This is a genomic window from Ningiella algicola, assembly GCF_028401415.2.
Lineage (GTDB): Bacteria > Pseudomonadota > Gammaproteobacteria > Enterobacterales > Alteromonadaceae > Glaciecola.
On record NZ_CP171821.2, the window covers coordinates 675,009 to 693,530 of the forward strand.

General features: G+C 44.3%; 20 protein-coding genes and 1 tRNA gene. 6 read left to right on the forward strand and 15 right to left on the reverse strand.

What is annotated here, in order from left to right; translation table 11 throughout:
• Positions 1–2: 2 nt before the first annotated feature.
• Positions 3–647, reverse strand: a complete 645-nt coding sequence (uvrY, locus tag PN836_RS02990; protein WP_395343301.1) for a UvrY/SirA/GacA family response regulator transcription factor — start codon at positions 645–647, stop codon at positions 3–5.
• 225 nt (positions 648–872) lie between these two features.
• Positions 873–964 (reverse strand) — tRNA-Ser (locus tag PN836_RS02995).
• Positions 965–1,281: 317 nt separating this feature from the next.
• Here PN836_RS02995 and PN836_RS03000 point away from each other — a divergent pair.
• The 5 genes from PN836_RS03000 to PN836_RS03020 all read left to right on the forward strand — a co-directional run bounded on the left by PN836_RS03000 (position 1,282) and on the right by PN836_RS03020 (position 3,553).
• Positions 1,282–1,941: a Bax inhibitor-1/YccA family protein gene (locus tag PN836_RS03000; protein ID WP_395343303.1), complete on the forward strand. Its 660-nt coding sequence runs from the start codon at positions 1,282–1,284 to the stop codon at positions 1,939–1,941.
• A 144-nt stretch (positions 1,942–2,085) separates the two neighbouring features.
• Positions 2,086–2,469, forward strand: a complete 384-nt coding sequence (gene tusD, locus PN836_RS03005; protein ID WP_395343305.1) for a sulfurtransferase complex subunit TusD — start codon at positions 2,086–2,088, stop codon at positions 2,467–2,469.
• Entirely contained in the window at positions 2,466–2,825 is a 360-nt protein-coding gene (tusC, locus tag PN836_RS03010; RefSeq protein ID WP_395343306.1) for a sulfurtransferase complex subunit TusC, read from the forward strand. The genes tusD and tusC overlap by 4 nt, the downstream gene beginning before the upstream one ends.
• Positions 2,825–3,166, forward strand: coding sequence for a DsrH/TusB family sulfur metabolism protein (locus PN836_RS03015; protein ID WP_395343308.1), 342 nt, complete (start codon positions 2,825–2,827; stop codon positions 3,164–3,166). Before tusC ends, PN836_RS03015 begins: the two co-directional genes overlap by 1 nt.
• A gap of 51 nt (positions 3,167–3,217) precedes the next feature.
• Entirely contained in the window at positions 3,218–3,553 is a 336-nt protein-coding gene (locus tag PN836_RS03020) for a TusE/DsrC/DsvC family sulfur relay protein (protein WP_395343311.1), read from the forward strand.
• A 16-nt stretch (positions 3,554–3,569) separates the two neighbouring features.
• Here PN836_RS03020 and serS read toward each other — a convergent pair whose 3' ends face one another.
• From serS to lrp, 6 genes are all read right to left on the reverse strand, one after another.
• Entirely contained in the window at positions 3,570–4,865 is a 1,296-nt protein-coding gene (gene serS / locus PN836_RS03025) for a serine--tRNA ligase (protein ID WP_395343314.1), read from the reverse strand.
• An 8-nt stretch (positions 4,866–4,873) separates the two neighbouring features.
• Positions 4,874–5,257 carry a fluoride efflux transporter CrcB gene (crcB, locus tag PN836_RS03030; protein WP_395343317.1) on the reverse strand — a complete coding sequence of 128 codons (384 nt, stop codon included), beginning with the start codon at positions 5,255–5,257 and terminating at the stop codon, positions 4,874–4,876.
• A gap of 28 nt (positions 5,258–5,285) precedes the next feature.
• Positions 5,286–6,674 carry a replication-associated recombination protein A gene (locus PN836_RS03035; RefSeq protein ID WP_395343318.1) on the reverse strand — a complete coding sequence of 463 codons (1,389 nt, stop codon included), beginning with the start codon at positions 6,672–6,674 and terminating at the stop codon, positions 5,286–5,288.
• A complete protein-coding gene (gene lolA / locus PN836_RS03040; protein ID WP_395343321.1) occupies positions 6,649–7,374 on the reverse strand; it encodes an outer membrane lipoprotein chaperone LolA in 726 nt (241 codons plus the stop codon). The genes PN836_RS03035 and lolA overlap by 26 nt, the downstream gene beginning before the upstream one ends.
• A gap of 1 nt (position 7,375) precedes the next feature.
• Positions 7,376–9,781, reverse strand: coding sequence for a DNA translocase FtsK (locus PN836_RS03045; protein WP_395343323.1), 2,406 nt, complete (start codon positions 9,779–9,781; stop codon positions 7,376–7,378).
• A 232-nt stretch (positions 9,782–10,013) separates the two neighbouring features.
• The gene (lrp, locus tag PN836_RS03050) at positions 10,014–10,496 is read right to left on the reverse strand and encodes a leucine-responsive transcriptional regulator Lrp (RefSeq protein WP_395343326.1); all 483 of its coding nucleotides are present in this window, start codon (positions 10,494–10,496) and stop codon (positions 10,014–10,016) included.
• Positions 10,497–10,616: 120 nt separating this feature from the next.
• On the opposite strand from lrp, the gene ald reads away from it, so the two are divergent.
• A complete protein-coding gene (gene ald, locus PN836_RS03055; protein WP_395343328.1) occupies positions 10,617–11,747 on the forward strand; it encodes an alanine dehydrogenase in 1,131 nt (376 codons plus the stop codon).
• A gap of 120 nt (positions 11,748–11,867) precedes the next feature.
• Here ald and pyrF read toward each other — a convergent pair whose 3' ends face one another.
• From pyrF to aroA, 7 genes are all read right to left on the reverse strand, one after another.
• Positions 11,868–12,578, reverse strand: a complete 711-nt coding sequence (gene pyrF / locus PN836_RS03060; RefSeq protein ID WP_395343331.1) for an orotidine-5'-phosphate decarboxylase — start codon at positions 12,576–12,578, stop codon at positions 11,868–11,870.
• A gap of 52 nt (positions 12,579–12,630) precedes the next feature.
• Positions 12,631–13,800: a lipopolysaccharide assembly protein LapB gene (gene lapB / locus PN836_RS03065; protein WP_395343334.1), complete on the reverse strand. Its 1,170-nt coding sequence runs from the start codon at positions 13,798–13,800 to the stop codon at positions 12,631–12,633.
• Positions 13,801–14,061 carry a lipopolysaccharide assembly protein LapA domain-containing protein gene (locus PN836_RS03070; protein ID WP_395343335.1) on the reverse strand — a complete coding sequence of 87 codons (261 nt, stop codon included), beginning with the start codon at positions 14,059–14,061 and terminating at the stop codon, positions 13,801–13,803.
• A gap of 123 nt (positions 14,062–14,184) precedes the next feature.
• Positions 14,185–14,463: an integration host factor subunit beta gene (gene ihfB, locus PN836_RS03075; protein ID WP_395343338.1), complete on the reverse strand. Its 279-nt coding sequence runs from the start codon at positions 14,461–14,463 to the stop codon at positions 14,185–14,187.
• Positions 14,464–14,556: 93 nt separating this feature from the next.
• Positions 14,557–16,230 (reverse strand): 30S ribosomal protein S1, encoded by a 1,674-nt coding sequence (gene rpsA, locus PN836_RS03080; protein ID WP_395343340.1) that lies wholly within the window; start codon positions 16,228–16,230, stop codon positions 14,557–14,559.
• A gap of 107 nt (positions 16,231–16,337) precedes the next feature.
• On the reverse strand, positions 16,338–17,042 hold the full coding sequence (gene cmk / locus PN836_RS03085; RefSeq protein WP_395343343.1) for a (d)CMP kinase: 705 nt from the start codon (positions 17,040–17,042) through the stop codon (positions 16,338–16,340).
• A gap of 110 nt (positions 17,043–17,152) precedes the next feature.
• Positions 17,153–18,463 carry a 3-phosphoshikimate 1-carboxyvinyltransferase gene (gene aroA, locus PN836_RS03090; RefSeq protein ID WP_395343345.1) on the reverse strand — a complete coding sequence of 437 codons (1,311 nt, stop codon included), beginning with the start codon at positions 18,461–18,463 and terminating at the stop codon, positions 17,153–17,155.
• Between the last annotated feature and the right edge of the window lie 59 nt (positions 18,464–18,522).

Genomic DNA, 18,522 nt, shown 5'->3' on the forward strand with positions numbered 1-18,522 from the left:
GCCTACACGTTAGAAGATTGAATCAAGTTATGACGCAAAGCTAAGTGAGTCAGTTCAACATCAGATTCGATGCCGAGTTTGTCAAATGTTCTATAGCGATAGGTGTTGACTGTTTTAGCACTTAAACTTAGCGAACGCGCAATTTCTGTGACTTTGACGCCTCTTGTAATCATCATGGTTATTTCAAGCTCTCGCTCGGTGAGCGCTTCAAATGGATTATTCTGATTTAGGTCAAGTGCCCCAAGCGCAATTCTCTGTGCAATATCAGGAGATACATACTTTTGGCCACTGGCGACTTTGTACACAGCGTTTACCATTTCGCTGTGCTCAGCGTCTTTGGTTAAAAAGCCGTAGGCACCTGCCTGCATGATTTTAGCCGGCAATGGGTTTTCTTTGTGCATCGACAAACAAATAACGCGCGTGCCGTCGCAAACTCGAAGCACCTTTTTAGTCGCTTCAAGCCCACCAATGCCGGGCATGCTGATATCCATCAATACAATATCGGGAGTGTGCTTGCGACAATATGCGACAGCATCTTCACCGCAGTTTGCCTCTGCTACTACTTGAAAGTCTTGTACATCGTTTAAAATTCGGCTTATCCCTGCCCGTACGAGTTCATGGTCATCCACTACTAGAATTTTGATCACGTCGTAACTTAGCCTGTATTTTTATTATGCCTAACAAACATGTAGCGAATGATAATGATAGAACCATCGCCAATATTTGAGCGCGTGAATACGCGTATCGGCTAGTATTATACAAACTTGTGAAATTTGGAATAGATTTTTGTTTAAGTAATAGAACGAGGCATCATTGCGTATTCATAATTAGCACGTACAAAAAAGCCCACACGAAGTGGGCTTTTTTGTATATGGCGGAGAGTGAGGGATTCGAACCCCCGGAACGTTTGACCGTTCGCCTGATTTCAAGTCAGGTGCATTCAACCGGGCTCTGCCAACTCTCCAGTGGGGCGCATATTAAAATTGTATGTGACTAATGTAAAGTGTAATTCCCAAAAAATCGTAAAAACCTTCGTTGTTCGTATATTTTTACGACAGTGAAGTCATTAGAAACAATATATACTCGAAAATACTTGAAAACATGAACTAAAACCCATAAAAAGACACTAATGCTAAAGGCAATCACAGTTATATTGCCAGCTTGTGAGCATTTTGCTTAGCAGCTATGTATTAGCAATAAACCTTTGAGTTTGTCTGTTTTTAATGGTCTAGCGTTTAGACGGCAGGCAAGCACGCATCAAAGCAACAACTGGAGAAAGAGATGGACAGGCGTACTACGTATTCTAGCGCGGCACAAAGCCCCGCGATTGAGATTAACAAGGTACTTAGAAATACTTATATGTTACTTGCATTAACCATTGGTTTTAGCGCAATAACTGCAACTATCAGCATGTTCTTAAACGTTGGCATGATTGGCTATTTCGCCATGATCATTGGCGGCATCATTAGCTTGTTCATTGTCCACAAAAAAGCGGACTCCGCATCAGGCTTAGCGTGGGTTTTCGTGTTCACTGGCTTGTTCGGTGGCGCTTTAGGTCCACTGCTAAGCATGTACTTCGCGGCTGGCGCAGGTCATGTTGTAGCGCAAGCTTTAGCAGCAACTGCGGTTGTGTTCTTTACGTTATCGGGATATGCCTTGGTCACTAAAAAAGACTTTAGTTTCTTAGGCGGCTTTTTGATGGTGGGTCTAGTGGTGGCAATTATCGGTATCATTGCTAACATTTTCTTAGCCATCCCTGCAATGAGCATGGCAATCAGCGCATTGGTGGTATTTATCATGTCGGGTTTGATTTTATTTGATACCAGCCGAATCATTCACGGCGGTGAAACTAACTACATTCGCGCAACGGTAGGTTTGTATTTGAATATATACAACATCTTCATTCACTTGCTAGCGCTAATCGGCATGGGCGAAGACTAGACTTTACCGATGTTAACTTACACTAAACGCCTCACTCGCTGGGGCGTTTTTGTATGCACATTTCATCAAAATCTTTGTTAAGAAAAGCGCTAAGCCGTATACTCTTTAACACCAGTTCAATACTAAGCCATTAAATTAGCAGTAATGCCTGATAAGCCTACATTCGCAATATTTGTCACAAGTAGTCCATACGATTCACGCAATGGCGAATCCGCGTCTCGATTCTGTCTATCTGCGCTCAAGGCAGGTTATGAAGTGGAGCAGGTCTTTTTTTATCAAGCGGGCGTTCAGCATGCATCTAAATTACTTGAAGTAAATTCTGACGAGGTTGACATGCGCGCTCGCTGGCAAAGCATTGCTCAAAAACATCAGGTTGCGCTCAATGTTTGCGTCACAGCTGGCGCAAAACGTGGGCTTTGTGAAAAAAACTTAGCAGCACATTTTCGATTAGTGGGAATAAGCGAATATTTTGCCACCCTTCGTCACGCACAAGCATCTGGCCATTGTATTAAGAGTGTACAATTTTGAACGCTTATCTACTTGCTGTAAGCACCAAAGCGCCCTATCACCAAAGCGCCGCCATTGATGCTCTGGAGGCTGCTTATGCGGCAACTAATGTTGGTATTCAGGTCAAGATTTTGTTTTTAGACGACGGGGTTTTTCAGCTTATTCCCGACCAAAATCCTCAACATATTGAGCATAAGAACACCTTTAAAAAGCTCTGTGCAATGCCCTTGTTTGATGTAGAAGATATATTTGCAGATAGCCAAAGTGCAAACGCACGCAGTGTCGAACTCAATCTAAAGGATATTCCTGTGCAAGAACTTAATGCTGAACAACGCATAGCGCTTATTCATAACGCAGCACAGGTGTTGGTGTTTTAATGTTAATTCAAGTACTAACAAATCGATGTGAAACACTGCTTTCGTTTATAAACAGTGCGCATGGCCCTAGTGCAAGTAATGCAGTTAATGCACGCCGCGATGGCAACACTCAGGATGCTTACGTGCTTCTACAAGATGGTGTTTACCTTTTCTCTATGCTTATTGACCATGTCCCTTCAAGTGCAATATATATACTTAAGGCCGATTTGGATGCAAGCGGATTAGAAAGCACTTTGAAAGCGCATTTAGAAACAAAAAGTAGTGCCAAACTGCAAGTCATTAGCGACGAACAATGGGTAGCGCTATGTACCGAAAATTCTCCTATTGTTACAGTTCAATGACGCAATGGTCAAAACAGCAATATTCAATACTTTCAATAGCGATAAAGCCTCATGCAATCACTTAGCGTAAACGGAAAAACTGTAGACTTAGATAAAAACGGATATCTACTTCATTCAGGCGAATGGGATGAGTCGGTTGCTTTAGCCTTTGCGCAACGCGAGAAAATCGACCTCAGCGACAAACATTGGTTAGTTATTCGTTTTGTACGTGAATTTTATGAGCGCTACGACACCAGCCCTGCGATTCGAGCCTTGGTTAAAGCACTAAAAGAAAAATACGGTGAAGAAATAGGAAACAGCCGCTATTTGCATCGACTGTTTCCTGATGGACCCGCTAAGTTAGCAAGTAAGCTGGCAGGATTGCCCAGGCCTGCTAAGTGTCTTTGACTGGCCTAGCGCTAGATTAACTGGCTCTCATTTCAGTTAAACCCTTCATATAAGGCATCAATACTTCCGGAATTTTAATACTTCCGTCTTCGCGCTGGTAGTTTTCTAGAATGGCGACCAAGGTGCGACCCACGGCTAATCCTGAACCGTTTAGAGTATGAATGTATTCTGGTTTTTTCATATCGCTAGATTTATACCTTGCCTGCATGCGCCGCGCCTGAAAATCCCCCATATTTGAACATGAACTGATCTCTCTATAGGTGTTTTGAGCAGGCAACCAAACTTCTAAATCATAGGTTTTGGTGGCGCTAAAACCGGTGTCACCACCGCATAGGATCACCTTTCGATAAGGTAAGCCCAGTTGCTGCAAAATGGCTTCAGCATGGCCGGTTAGCTCTTCAAGGGCGTCCATTGACGACTCAGGCTTAACCAACTGCACCATCTCAACTTTGTCAAATTGATGCTGACGAATTAACCCACGCGTATCACGACCATAGCTGCCAGCTTCGCTGCGAAAACACGGTGTATGCGCCGTCATTTTTACGGGCAATTCATCGGCATTGAAGATGTGATCACGCGCGATATTTGTAAGCGGCACTTCAGCTGTCGGAATCAAGGACATGCCCTGCCCCTCTTCCGTTGCAGGCTTTGTATGAAATAAGTCCTCACCAAATTTAGGAAGCTGACCGGTGCCATACAAACTGTCCGAGTTAACCAAATACGGAACGTAAACTTCTTGATAGCCGTGGTACATCACATGTCTGTCGAGCATAAATTGTGCAAGCGCTCTATGAAGTCGAGCAACCAAGCCGTTCATCACCACAAAGCGCGAACCAGAGAGTTTTGCGGCGACTTCAAAATCCAATCCATTGTCTAGGCCATGCGCCAAATCAACATGATCTTTGACCTCAAAATCAAACTCAGGTACATCACCCCACTTGCTAATTTCAACATTGTCATCTTCGCTTTCACCATCAGGTACATCGCTGGCGGGAAGATTGGGCGTTTCTTGATAAAAAATGTTCAGTGAATTTTGCACTTGATCTAATGCAGATTTCGCCTGCTCTAATTTATCTCCAAGTTCGCTGACGTGTTCAAGCAATGGAGCAATGTCTTCACCTGCCGCTTTTGCTTTGCCAATGGCTTTTGAGCGTGTATTTCGCTCGTTTTGCAATTCTTGTGTTTCAACCTGCAGAGACTTTCGCTTTTCTTCTAGTTCGTTGTATGAAGCGATATCAAGGGCGAACCCTTTTTTTGCCAAAGCTTTAGCCGTTTCTTCTATATCATTTCGAAGTAAACGTGGGTCTAACATAGCGCGTATTATCCTTTCATTAATGTAAATGCACACCAAACAGCCGCGAGGCATAGGCATACATTGAGTAATATTGTGAGTCCGGCATTGAGCCACTCGCCCTGCTGAATTGCAACAAAGACCTCAAGGGAAAATGTTGAAAACGTAGTTAGCGCGCCCAAAAACCCTACCATTATAAAGAGTTTTATGTCGTTGTTCACTTGAGAATGTTGCGAAAAGTAGGCAACGGCAAGCCCTAAACCAAAAGAACCGACAACATTTACACCTAAGGTAGCAATGGGAAGCGCTTTGCCAAAATAGCTACTCACGCTAAGATTGACAAACAACCGCACGCACGCGCCTAGTGCACCCCCGATAGCAACAAATAGATAGGTCATCCATGTAATGGTCATTCAATACAACTCTTAAACCGGATTCAGCTTATCTAGCATTATCCTCTAATTCTTTCAGGTAGGCGATTTTTTGTTGCAGATGTTTCTCAAAACCACGAGAACGAGGACTATAATACTGCGCTTCCGGCATATTGTCAGGAAAGTAAGAAACGCCAGTCGCATAAGCGGTGTCTAAATTATGTGGGTAAACATAGTCTTTACCGTGCCCAGCGTCTTTAGCAATTTGACTTGGGGCATTTCTCAAATGAAACGGTACAGGCTCACTGTGGTGGGTAAGTGCATCTCTCTTGGCGGCTTTGAATGCCTCATATACAGCATTGCTCTTAGGCGCCAAAGCACAATAAATGACTGCTTGAGCTACCGCTCGCTCGCCCTCTGCTTGTCCGACCCTGTGGTAAATATCCCATGCGTTCAAGCATACCTGTAAGGCTTTTGGATCTGCGTTTCCGATGTCCTCAGATGCAATTGCAAGTAAGCGACGACAAATGGGAGTAACGTCACTGTTGGCAGTAAGCATTCTTGCAAACCAATACAAAGAGGCGTCTTGTGCGCTGCCGCGAATGGATTTATGAAAGGCAGACAGCAAGTCATAATAATGATCGCCTTGTTTATCAAAGGCAGCAATCTTTTCACCTACCGCGCGCTCAATGTCGGGTAGCGAAATTTGAATCTTTGAATCCTGATGTTGAAGAGGAGAAGCCCCGTGGCTTTGACCCATCACAATATCACTTGCAAGCTCTACTGCATTGAGCAATCTGCGAGCATCACCATTTGAATAAACGATTAGGGCGGCTTTGGCCTGCGCTTCAATCGTCCACGCGGAAGATGGCATGTTCGCGCGTTTATCAAAGCCTTCCCTGTCGTCTGTGGATGAAGATTCGGTCAAGTATTGCAAGGCGCGATCACACAAATGAGATAATTCATTTTCGTTTAGAGCATGCAATGTGAATACACGCATGCGCGAAAGCAAGGCTCTATTAATCGAAAATGCAGGATTCTCTGTGGTAGCGCCGATAAGACGAATAAGCCCACTTTCAACATGCGGCAGAAATGCGTCTTGCTGCGCTTTATTGAAGCGATGGATTTCATCAACAAATACAATCGGGCTTTGAGTAAATAGGCCTGCTTGATTATCAAGTGCCATTTTTGCTATGTCTTTGATGTCCTTCACACCTGCGCTGATGGCTGACAAGCTTATAAGCTCTGTGTTTAGCTCGTTGGCAATCACGTTGACGATTGATGTTTTTCCACAGCCCGGAGGCCCCCATAAGATCATAGAGGGAATTTTTGCGCCTGAGATAAGCGATCGAAGCAGTCCGTTCTCGCCCATTAATTCACTATTACCCAAATAATCATCAAATTGCTTGGGCCGTAAAAGATTCGCCAGTGGGCTATTGTGCGTTTTGACGTTGGTCATCTACAAAGTAGCTGTTTGGGATGTCGATACTAAAGTCATCATCGTTTAGGGCGAGGTTTTGGCGAACATCTGAAAACACAATATGATTAATTTGTTGTTGACGATCCTCAGATACCAATCGCATGAGTTTGCCAGCATGAAAACTCAGCGCCAAGGTGACGATGTTTGCATCTGGCGCGAGTGATTTAATCATGAAACTAGATTGCTCTACTTCATCAATGGATTCTACTCGATTTATGGATACCTGATCCCATGCCTCATCGTCATTCGAAATTAGCAGCATAAGCGGGTTATTCCCTACAATAGAGGATTGATCTAACAACGTGACCTGTTCAACGAAGGGATCCAAATTATATACGGTCGCACCATCTGCTATGAAAAGCGATTCATCTGGAGAGCGAACTTCCCATCTTAATTGATTGGGTTTGCGAAGCTTCATCATACCGTTACTGACTTGCAGTATTTGTCCTTGCGCGTCTTCAATGCGCTGTTCAAACCCTGATGAAAAAGTATTGAGTTTTGACAATAGTGTTTTAAGCTCTGCCCTCGCCTCTGCGTTTTCTTTAACACCGCTTACCTTATCCTGCGCGCTTATGTGCGACGTAAAAACGAGCGTCGTGATTAGCGCAGCCAGTAAAAACATTTTCTTCAGCGGTAAAAATTGCCTACGCGACAAGCAATCTGCGCATACTACATTCATATCAATCCTTAGGTGGAGGCGCTGCCAGCACTTCTCGATTTCCGTTGTGACCTGCAGAACTTATGACGCCGTCTAACTCCATTTGTTCAACAATGCGCGCTGCACGGTTGTAACCAATCCGGAACTTGCGTTGGATACTGGAAACCGATACCTTGCGCGTTTCAGTTACGAAAGCGATCGCTTCATCGTGGAAGGCATCGTATTCTTCACCGCTTGATGATTCACCTTGCTCACCCGGCAACAACACTTCTGCACCCATCTCACCATTAAGAATTTCATCGATATAATCGGGTTCACCACGTGCTTTCCAGTCGGCCACCACAGCGTGTACCTCGTGATCATCCACAAATGCACCGTGAACACGTGTGGTAATGCTGGTACCCGGAGGGTTATATAGCATATCGCCCATGCCTAATAGCGACTCTGCACCTTGCTGATCTAAAATAGTACGAGAGTCAATTTTACTCGACACTTGAAACGCAATCCGAGTCGGAATATTGGCTTTTATCAAGCCAGTAATAACGTCTACAGATGGTCGCTGAGTGGCCAAAATAAGGTGGATACCGGCAGCTCTTGCCTTTTGTGCAATACGGGCAATTAACTCTTCTACCTTTTTACCCACAATCATCATCATATCGGCGAATTCATCGACAATCACGACAATAGACGGGAGTTTTTCAAGCGCAGGCGCAGACTCTTCCATACTCTGACTCGGCTGCCAAAGCGGGTCGAGAATATCTTCACCGTTGGCTTTAGCTTGTGCAATTTTTTTGTTATAGCCTTTTAAATTTCTTACGCCCAATGCAGACATCAATCGATAGCGGCGCTCCATCTCGCCTACACACCACCTTAGTGCGTTAGAAGCTTCCTTCATGTCGGTAACCACTTCGGCAAGCAAATGGGGAATGCCTTCATATACCGAAAGCTCCAGCATTTTAGGGTCAATCATAATCAAGCGCACATCTTCAGGCGTTGATTTGTAAAGCAGGCTCAAAATCATCACGTTTACGCCTACTGACTTACCCGAACCGGTTGTACCAGCCACCAGCAAATGCGGCATCTTCGCCAAGTCTACGACAACTGGATTCCCCGAAATATCGGCTCCAAGAACCATGGTCAGTGGTGAATCATCGCTTTGAAAGGCATCACAAGCAATAACTTCACTCAAGCGCACCATTTCACGATGTTTGTTAGGTAACTCAAGCCCAATAACCGATTTTCCCGGTATGACTTCTACGACCCGAACAGAGATAGCGGACATAGCGCGCGCTAAGTCTTTGGCGAGGCCGGTAATACGGCTAACTTTCACACCAGGCGCAAGGTCAAGCTCAAATCTTGTAATCACTGGACCAGGTAAAACATCTACTACTTCTGCTTGAATGTTAAAGTCTGCTAATTTTGCTTCCAATAATCTCGAAACCTGATCGAGCTCCTCTTGAGAAATTGGATTTTCACGTTTATTGGCCCGCTCTAGTAAGTCAAACGAAGGCATTGGCCCAATGCTTTGCTCAACAGCACTTGCACTTTGCTTACTGGGACTTAGCGGCTGCTTTTTACCTTTTGTACTAGTTGGAGCTGCCGTTTTCTGGGTGTTTGGTGGCGCGTCATCAGTATCTGTTGCACTAAAAGGTGGCAAGTCGTCATCGAAGACTTCATCTGGAATTGTAAATACGGGCTCTTTAGTTTCACTAGGTGGCGGTTCTGCGCGCATACTCGTGATTGTTACCTTGCTGGTTTTGGTGCGAGGTCTTTCATCATCTTCATCATCACTTTCGTCATTGCGGTTACCAAATGAAGGACTGGGCAGGGAAAGCTGACCTACAGCAGATGGCAACGCAATTATACGTTTGCTGGAGCGAATGGTAATATTGCCAATACCATCGATGATATTCATCCATGACACGCCTGTCGCCAGCGTAAAACCGGTACAGAAAAAGCACAAAAGAAGCAGTACTGAGCCAACAAACGAGAAGTGCGGAATTAACGCAGCACTGATGATATCGCCCATTGCCCCGCCAGCCGACACGCTATAAAAATCATCAAAATTAATACTGGCAATCCCAGTGAAACCGAAAATCAATAGCACCACACCAATCAAACGTAAGCTAATGGTTAGATAATCTAGCTCTTTAAGGCTTCGAGTATGAAGGAAAACAAACCAGCCAATAAACGCAATGGCAAAGGGAATTAAATATGCAGTAAAACCGAAGGTAAATAGCAGGATGTCAGCGCAATAGGCGCCCACGGCTCCCATCATGTTTTGAACTTGGGTGTTCAATCCAGCCTGAGACCAGCCAGGATCCGCCGGATGGAAAGAAGCTAAGGAAACTAACAAGAAGAATGCAAAGCCACATGAGGCAATCATGCCCACTTCCATTATTCTTTGTATGCCTGACAGTCGCGCCATGTATTTATATTCTTATCATTATCGTTATTATTGGAGCGATACCAAAGCAGGCACTAAAGCGCGTTAAGAAAAGCAACATTAGCGACGTGCATGGACGCATTTTCTCACTTATTTTCACTCCCATAAAGTCAGCCAAAACAAGTCAATCTAGGATGAAAGAATAACATGTTTATATCGATATTTCTCACAATAGCCACCGTATTCTTTAAGCAGTTTAATCTAGTAAACTCCACTATAAGTTAATTTTAATGCGTGAAGTATGCTTGACCTCTTCCATCACCACATAACTTCTGGATTCGCTGACACCCGGCAGTCTTAATAGCGTGTCGCCTAATAGCTTTCGATAGCTCGACATATCGGCTACCCGTGTTTTTAATAGAAAATCGAAATTACCCGACACTAAATGACACTCTTGAATGTCATCATGCTCTTGCACCGCGGCTGAGAATTCAGCAAATATATCCACCGAAGTCTTGCTAAGCGTGATTTCAACAAACACGAGCATCGCAGCGCCCAATTTCTCTGGATTGAGACGTGCATGATAATTATTGATGTAATGCTGAGCTTCTAGGCGTTTCACCCGCTCTAAGCATGGGCTTGGGCTTAATCCAACAAGTTTAGATAGCTCGATGTTCGAAATGCGAGCGTTACTTTGTAATTCGCTCAATATTTTTCGGTCTATCCTGTCAATATGCTTAGGCGTTTTTACAAGCATTTTATATACGCATAAATGAATTATTTACAGAATAATATATGGCATTTTATTAAACTTCAAAATTATTATTTGCTTAAAGTTCGTTAAAATGCGTGAAATTTTATTGTGAAGGAATCCCTAATGATTGTTGGCGTACCAAAGGAAATTAAGAATCATGAATACCGCGTCGGCTTAACGCCTGCGGCTGTACAAGAGTTTGTTGCACATGGACACTCGGTTGTAGTAGAAACAAATGCTGGTGCGTCGATAGGATTTCCAGATAGTTTGTACGAAAACGCAGGCGCTGAAATTCTGAACTCAGCAGAGTCTATCTTTGAGCGCGCGGAGATGATCGTTAAGGTTAAAGAGCCTCAGCCCAATGAATGTAAAATGCTCCGTGAAAATCAAATTCTTTATACTTATTTACACCTGGCACCAGATCCGCGCCAAACTGAGCTATTAGTGGCGTCTAAAGCCACATGTATCGCTTATGAAACGGTTACCGACAACAAAGGTACACTACCCTTGCTCGCGCCTATGTCGGAAGTGGCTGGGCGTATGTCGATTCAGGCTGGCGCGCACTTTCTTGAAAAAGCGCATGGTGGAAGTGGCACCCTGCTTGGCGGTGTACCTGGTGTATCACCCGGAAAAGTCCTTATTATTGGCGGGGGCGTTGTAGGTACGCAAGCGGCTAAAATGGCCGTAGGACTTGGCGCAGATGTGACTATTTTAGACCGCTCACTTCCACGCTTACGTGATCTAGACGATATATTCTTAGGCCGAGTCCATACAGTTTACTCCACAGCCGAAGCTATCGAACATTATTCATCCCGTGCTGACCTAGTCGTGGGTGCAGTACTCATCCCAGGTGCAGCAGCGCCCAAACTCCTTAATAGAGCTCATATCAAAGCCATGAAACCCGGTTCAGTGTTGGTTGATGTCGCGATTGATCAAGGTGGCTGTTTTGAAACTTCAAAAGCGACTACGCATCAAGAACCTGTCTATGTCGTTGATGATGTAGTCCATTACTGTGTAGCCAACATGCCCGGTGGTGTAGCCCGCACCTCTACCATGGCCTTGAACAATGCCACGCTTCCTTTTGGACTTGCGCTGGCAAACAAAGGTGCAAAGCAGGCCATGCTTGAGGATCCGCATCTTCTCAATGGTTTAAACGTACACAAAGGACTCATTACCTATAAAGCCGTTGTGGATGCGCTTGGTAGCGAATTGAATTTAGAATACTGCGACGCACGAGAAGCCATAAATAGCTAAGCGATAGCTCAAACTTAACGGACATTTTGACTCACTGCATACAACAGGCACATAGGCCATTGGACTATGTGCCTGTTGTATGCAGTGAGTTAACCTGTCAAACGGAAGGTATTCGGCTTACTAAAGATTCATCAAGGACTGGTTGATTTGATGCAGTACTTCGCTAGGTGAGCCAGCCTGCGTTATAGGGCGACCAATAACCAAATAATCAACACCTGCCATAATGGCAGCTTTGGGTGTCATAACTCGTTTTTGATCATCTAAGCTTGCCCCCTCTGGTCGTATGCCGGGAGTAACTAGCTTAAACGTGGAGTTTACCGTATCGCGAAGCATCGAGGCTTCTTTTGCAGAGCACACGACACCATCTACACCAGATGACTGTGCGAGAAGTGCCAAGCTTTGCACCTTCGACGCTATATCACTAGAAGCATACACAGGCACAAATTGTGTTTCATCCATACTGGTCAGCACCGTCACTGCGGTTACCAGTGGTGTATTCTGAGCGCTAAGTGCAGCGTCTTTTGCAGCGCGCATCATAGCTGCCCCGCCACTTGCATGTACGTTAAGCATCCATACACCAAGCTTACATGCAGCACTCACGGCTTTTGCAACCGTGTTAGGTATATCGTGAAATTTTAAATCTAGAAAGACTTCAAAGCCCTCCCCAACTAAGTATCTTACCCAATCAGGCCCAAATAAGGTGAACATTTCTTTACCCACTTTAAGTCGGCATTGCTCTGGGGATAATTGTGACACTAACAGTTTAGCCTGACTTACATCATCAAAGTCTAACGCGACAATAACAGGAGATTGGGTGGAGGGATGACTCACATTTACTACCTTTTAGTTATTTTTCCTAGACGCTCATGTTAAAAAAAGCGCGCTACTCGCCGTCTAAGCCTTTAATAGGCTTGATCACTGACCACTTTTTACATGATGGACATAACCAGTAAAGCTGACGACCGGAAAATCCACAGCTATGACACCGATACTTCGGCCTTTGCGTAATCTGCTTCCCAATTAAACCCTGCATTTGCTCCAGGCTTTGTTGAGTGCGTTTGTCTGGAAGCGCTTTTTGATAGAGATCTAGAAGCGATTCGAAGCCTCGCATGGTTGGATGCTGCACTAGCTGCTTGTTAAGGGTTTCGATAGCATTTTCAGTTTCGCCTTTACGAGCAAGAATTTTTACCTTTGCAATATAGGACGATGCACATTTTTGCCAGTAAGGTTCAAGCAATTGCTCTAATTTATCCCAACCATCGGTTTTTGCAGCGCAGAGTTCTAAAAGCGGGATAGCCTCACTAAGCCAATCCAGATCGCGTTTTGGAATTTCTGCTAAGTAATCCATTGCTTGGGTGTATTCTTCTTTTTCGATAGCGAGTTTGCCAAGTTCAAGCCATGCGCGAACTTCTTTACCTTCCACCATAATGGCTTTTTTCAGGGTAAGTTCTGCGCCGTCCAAGTCCTTTTCCTGTATTTGTTCCAATGCTTGCTCACAATAAAAATGCGCAAGCAGTAAATACATAAATTCATCGTTAGGCGTAATTTTTAAGCTGCGGCTAGCCAGTTCAACGGCTTTGTGCCACTCCTTGGTGACTTGGTAAATGCTAAACAGCTTAGATTGGGCAACACCAAAGTGTTTTTCGTCCTCCAGCAATTGAATAAATACACCCTCTGCTCGCTCAAGAAAGCCTGCTAACAAATAGTCACTGCCCAATTCAACGAGCGCCAGCGCCTCTTGGCGCTTTGAAATTTCATCGCGACTGATTAAGTTTTGATGCACTCTTATCGCGCGGTCAAGTTCACCTCTGTGACGGAAAAAATTTCCCATCGCGATATGGGTTTCGATAGTGTCATTATTCACACTGATCATTTTCATAAAGGTATCAACTGCTTTATCAGCTTGATCTGACAACAGAAAATTCAAACCCTTATAGTAGTGATTAGAGAGAATAGAGGATTGTTTGCGCTGGGCGCGTCGAAGTGAATTGCGCCCCATTACCCAACCGTAAGCAACAGCTACCGGCAATAGTAGAAATAAAAACTCCAGCATTTAATGCTCAGCTTTGGCAAGTTTATTGAGTTTGCGATTAAGCATGCCGACTTTCACACGAAGTGCTAAATATTTGGTAAATATAGTGCATACGCCAATGATGAAACCAGCGATAATAGACCACACCATAAATGTTGATACACGCATGTCGGTTTGAGCAATTAAATAATTAACAGTGATAATATCTGCATTTCGAGAGCCAACCACAATAGCAAGCAAGACTAGCAATACGACAATAATAATAACTAAAATTGCTTTCATTAAGCTTTCTTACTCCCTACAAAACTATTATGAGTGGATTATTAGACTGGGACAATGCTAACAGGATACTGCTAGCAAGAAAGTCCTTATTGGAAAATTTTAACAGAAAATAATCGCAAGTCGCTATAAATCGACTCTATCTCTTAACTCTTTTCCTGCTTTGAAATGGGGGACATGCTTACCGCTTAGCTCAACCGTCTCACCTGTTTTTGGATTACGTCCAACACGCGGTGCACGATAATGCAGAGAAAAACTCCCGAATCCACGTATTTCAATTCGATCGCCACGCTGAAGCGTTTGCGCCATTTGTTCTAGCAATTCTTTAACAGCAGATTCAAGTTCTTTACCCTGAAGGTGCTCGACTTTATCGCCTAAACGTTCAATTAATTCTGATTTGGTCATGGTGTAGCTCCTTAGTCAACTTACTGGGAGGTAACCTTTTAATGATGGAAGTCAAAAAAAGGAGCGGCAGAGTAGCCGCTCCTGATATTGCGATTACTCGCCTTTTGCGGCTTTAAATGCTTCTGCCATTGCGTTCGCAAAACCAGCGTCATCACCATCACTGTTAACTTTATCAAGGGCTTCTTTTTCATCCGCTTGATCTTTAGCTTTCACAGATAGGTTAACGATGCGATTTTTGCGGTCAACGCCCATGAACTTCGCTTCAATGGAATCACCCACTTTAACGACGTCATTTGCATCTTCTACTCTATCACGCGCAAGGTCACCAATTCGAATATAACCGTCAACTTCTTCAGCAAGATTAACAGTTACACCTTTAGCATCGACCTCGGTCACAGTTCCATTAACAATAGCACCTTTTTTATTATCTGTCAGATAACTATTGAATGGGTCTTCTTCGTTCTGCTTAACGCCTAGAGAGATACGCTCACGCTCTGGATCGACTTGCAATACAACGGCACTAATTTCGTCGCCTTTCTTATAGTCACGAACCGCTTCTTCGCCCGCTTTCTGCCACGAGATGTCAGATAAGTGAACTAGACCGTCGATACCGCCATCAAGGCCAATAAAGATACCAAAGTCAGTGATAGACTTGATCTTACCAGACACTTTGTCGCCTTTTTCGTGCGACTTAGCGAAGGTTTCCCAAGGATTGTCAATGCACTGCTTCAGACCTAATGAGATACGACGTCGCTCTTCGTCAATTTCAAGCACCATCACGTTCACTACGTCACCTAAGTTAACAACCTTAGATGGATGAATATTTTTGTTTGTCCAATCCATTTCAGAAACGTGGACAAGACCTTCAACGCCGTCTTCAATTTCAACAAAGCAGCCGTAGTCAGTTAAATTGGTAACTGCACCGCTTAGACGCGAATTCTCTGGATAACGCTCAGCGATTTCTTGCCATGGATCGTTGCCCATCTGCTTCATACCCAATGAAACGCGTGACTTTTCTTTGTCAAACTTGAGCACTTTAACGTTGATTTCATCACCTACGTTGACGATTTCACTTGGATGTTTAACGCGCTTCCAAGCCATATCCGTAATGTGAAGTAGACCGTCTACACCGCCTAAATCAACAAACGCACCATAATCGGTAAGGTTTTTCACGATACCTTTAACTTCATCGCCTTCTTCAAGGTTAGCAAGCAGTTGATCACGCTCTGCGCTGCTCTCGGCTTCAATCACTGCACGACGAGAAACAACAACATTGTTGCGTTTTGCATCAAGCTTGATAACTTTAAACTCTAGCTCTTTGCCTTCAAGGTGAGTGGTTTCACGCACTGGACGCACGTCAACCAATGAACCCGGTAGGAATGCTCTAACTGTATTTACTTCAACCGTAAAGCCACCTTTGACTTTACCATTGATAACGCCTTTGATTGTTTCTTTTTCTTCGTATGCTTTTTCAAGCTCAACCCACGCTTCATGGCGTTTGGCTTTTTCACGAGAAAGGATTGTTTCACCGAAACCATCTTCAACTGCGTCTAGTGCCACATCTACTGTGTCACCAATTTCGATTTCTAGACTTCCGTCAGCTGCTTTGAATTGATCAGCTGGAATAGCACTTTCTGACTTAAGGCCAGCGTCAACAAGTACAATGTCCTTGTCGATAGAAACTACGGTACCTTTAACAATTGCGCCAGGGCGCGTTTCTAATTGTTGGAGGCTCTCTTCAAAAAGATCTGCAAAATTTTCAGTCATATTTAAGTTCAATGTTAGTCCGTCAATTCAATCCAGAATTACGGGGTTATTAATAAGACCGCTTTCATCCTAAAATTGGTCGCTTGGTTATGGGTATCTAAATACTTTTAAAACAACTTGGTATCTATATATTCTTTTGCTTTTTCAAAGACTTGAACAATTGAAAGCTCGCTCGAATCTATAATCAAAGCATCCTTAGCTGGACGAAGCGGAGCCGCGCTGCGATTTTGATCGCGCTCGTCTCTTGCTTGTATATCCAATAAAAGGCGCGAGAGTTTAACATCATGGCCTTTATCTTTCAACTGCTCATATCTACGCTGTGCGCGGGCTTCGGCAGAGGCCGTCAGGAATATTTTTGCATCCGCATCTTGGAAAACCACTGTTCCCATATCTCGACCATCTGCCACTAAACCTGGAGTTTGCGCAAAGCCTCGCTGACGACGCAGCAGTGCTTCCCTCACCCTTGGGATTACAGCCACTTTCGATGCGCCTGCGCCGACTTCTTCCGTTCGGATATCGTCAGTTACATCTTCGCCCTCAAGAATGATTCGCGACTGCGTATCAAAGGTTTCAAATGAAACGTCCAGACCCGACGCAAGTGGCACTAAACCCTCTTCATCATCAAAGGCAATTTGATGATGCGTTGCTGCTACAGAAAGTACGCGATAAATTGCACCGCTATCGAGGAAGTTCATTTGATAGGCCTCTGCAAGCATCGCACTGAGCGTACCTTTGCCTGCGCCGCTGGGACCGTCTATGGTAATAATTGGAATGCGTGAAGATACCGCTGGCGACAAACTGCTTTGAGACATAGAAGATGCTCGTTACTAAAATCGGGCGCAATTATACGCCCATCAAAGTCAAGTGCAATCATTTGCAGAGCTTATTCAGGGAATTGTTGAACAAAGATTTGCCGGGAGCGCTAGCTAATACTCACTTGTTTAAGTGCGTCAAAAAAGCTAGGAAAAGTCTTGGAAGTGCACTTTGGGTCGTTAATGGTGACACCACAATTATCGTCGAGTGCGATTAGAGAGAAGCACATTGCCATTCGGTGATCGTTATACGTGTCAATTTGCGCATGTTGGATGTTTTCGGGAGGTGTGACCGAAATAAAATCCTTCCCTTCTTCAACGATGGCTCCAACCTTACGCAGTTCGGTCGCCATAGCATGCAATCGGTCTGTTTCTTTAACACGCCAATTGTAGATATTGCGTATTGTCGTTGTGCCGCTTGCAAAAAGCGCCGTGGTGGCAATCGTCATCGCAGCATCCGGAATGTGATTTAAATCTTGATCAATGGCTTTGAGCTCACCTCTTGAGGCAATAATCGCATTGTCTTCCCATTTAATAGTCGCGCCCATACTCTCCAAAACATCTGCAAATCTCACATCACCCTGCACCGATTTACTGCCAACCCCTTCTACTCGAATACTGCCGCCTTTGATGGCCGCAGCGGCGAGGAAATAAGAAGCTGACGAGGCATCGCCTTCCACCCAAAATTTGCCAGGAGATACATAGTGCTGCCCAGCAGATATAACAAAGCGTTGATAGTTTCGATTCTCAACATGGATGCCAAATTTCGCCATACTGTCGAGAGTAATATCAATGTATGGTTTCGACACCAATACGCCAGAAATATTAATACAAACTTCACGCTCTAGCAGGGGCGCTGCCATTAGCAAAGCAGTAAGAAATTGGCTCGACACAGACCCGTCTACGCTAAATTCGTTTTTTGAAATATTAGAGGTTTTAATTGCCATTGGCGGATAGCCAGCGTTTTTAAGATATTGAATATTTGCACCAGCTTCGATCAACGCGTCAGCTAAGTCTCCTATTGGGCGCTCCTCCATTCTTGGCTCACCCGTAAGCTCAATATCCACCTCAGAAAAGGCAAGTGCTGCGCATAAAGGACGCATTGCCGTGCCAGCGTTGCCTAAAAACAAACTGACAAACTTGTCCACCACAAACTTACCGCCAATCCCACGCACTGTACACTGGGTTTTATCGTCATTTAGCTCATAGTCCACACCTAATTGCGTCAGTGCATTTAACATATGTCGAATGTCATCACTGTCAAGCAAGTTGTCCAGAAGCGTCTCCCCTTTAGCCAGCGCAGCTAAAAGCAAAGCTCTGTTGGATAAGCTTTTCGAACCGGGCAATCGAATCGTTCCATCTACTTTTGCTATAGGTCTTAGTGCCAACTGCTCTACTGCGGATTGAGTATTGTGTTCCATTTATGTGTTTACCTGTTAATATTCCTAGCGGTTAATCAAGTCTTAGGCCTGTCATTACT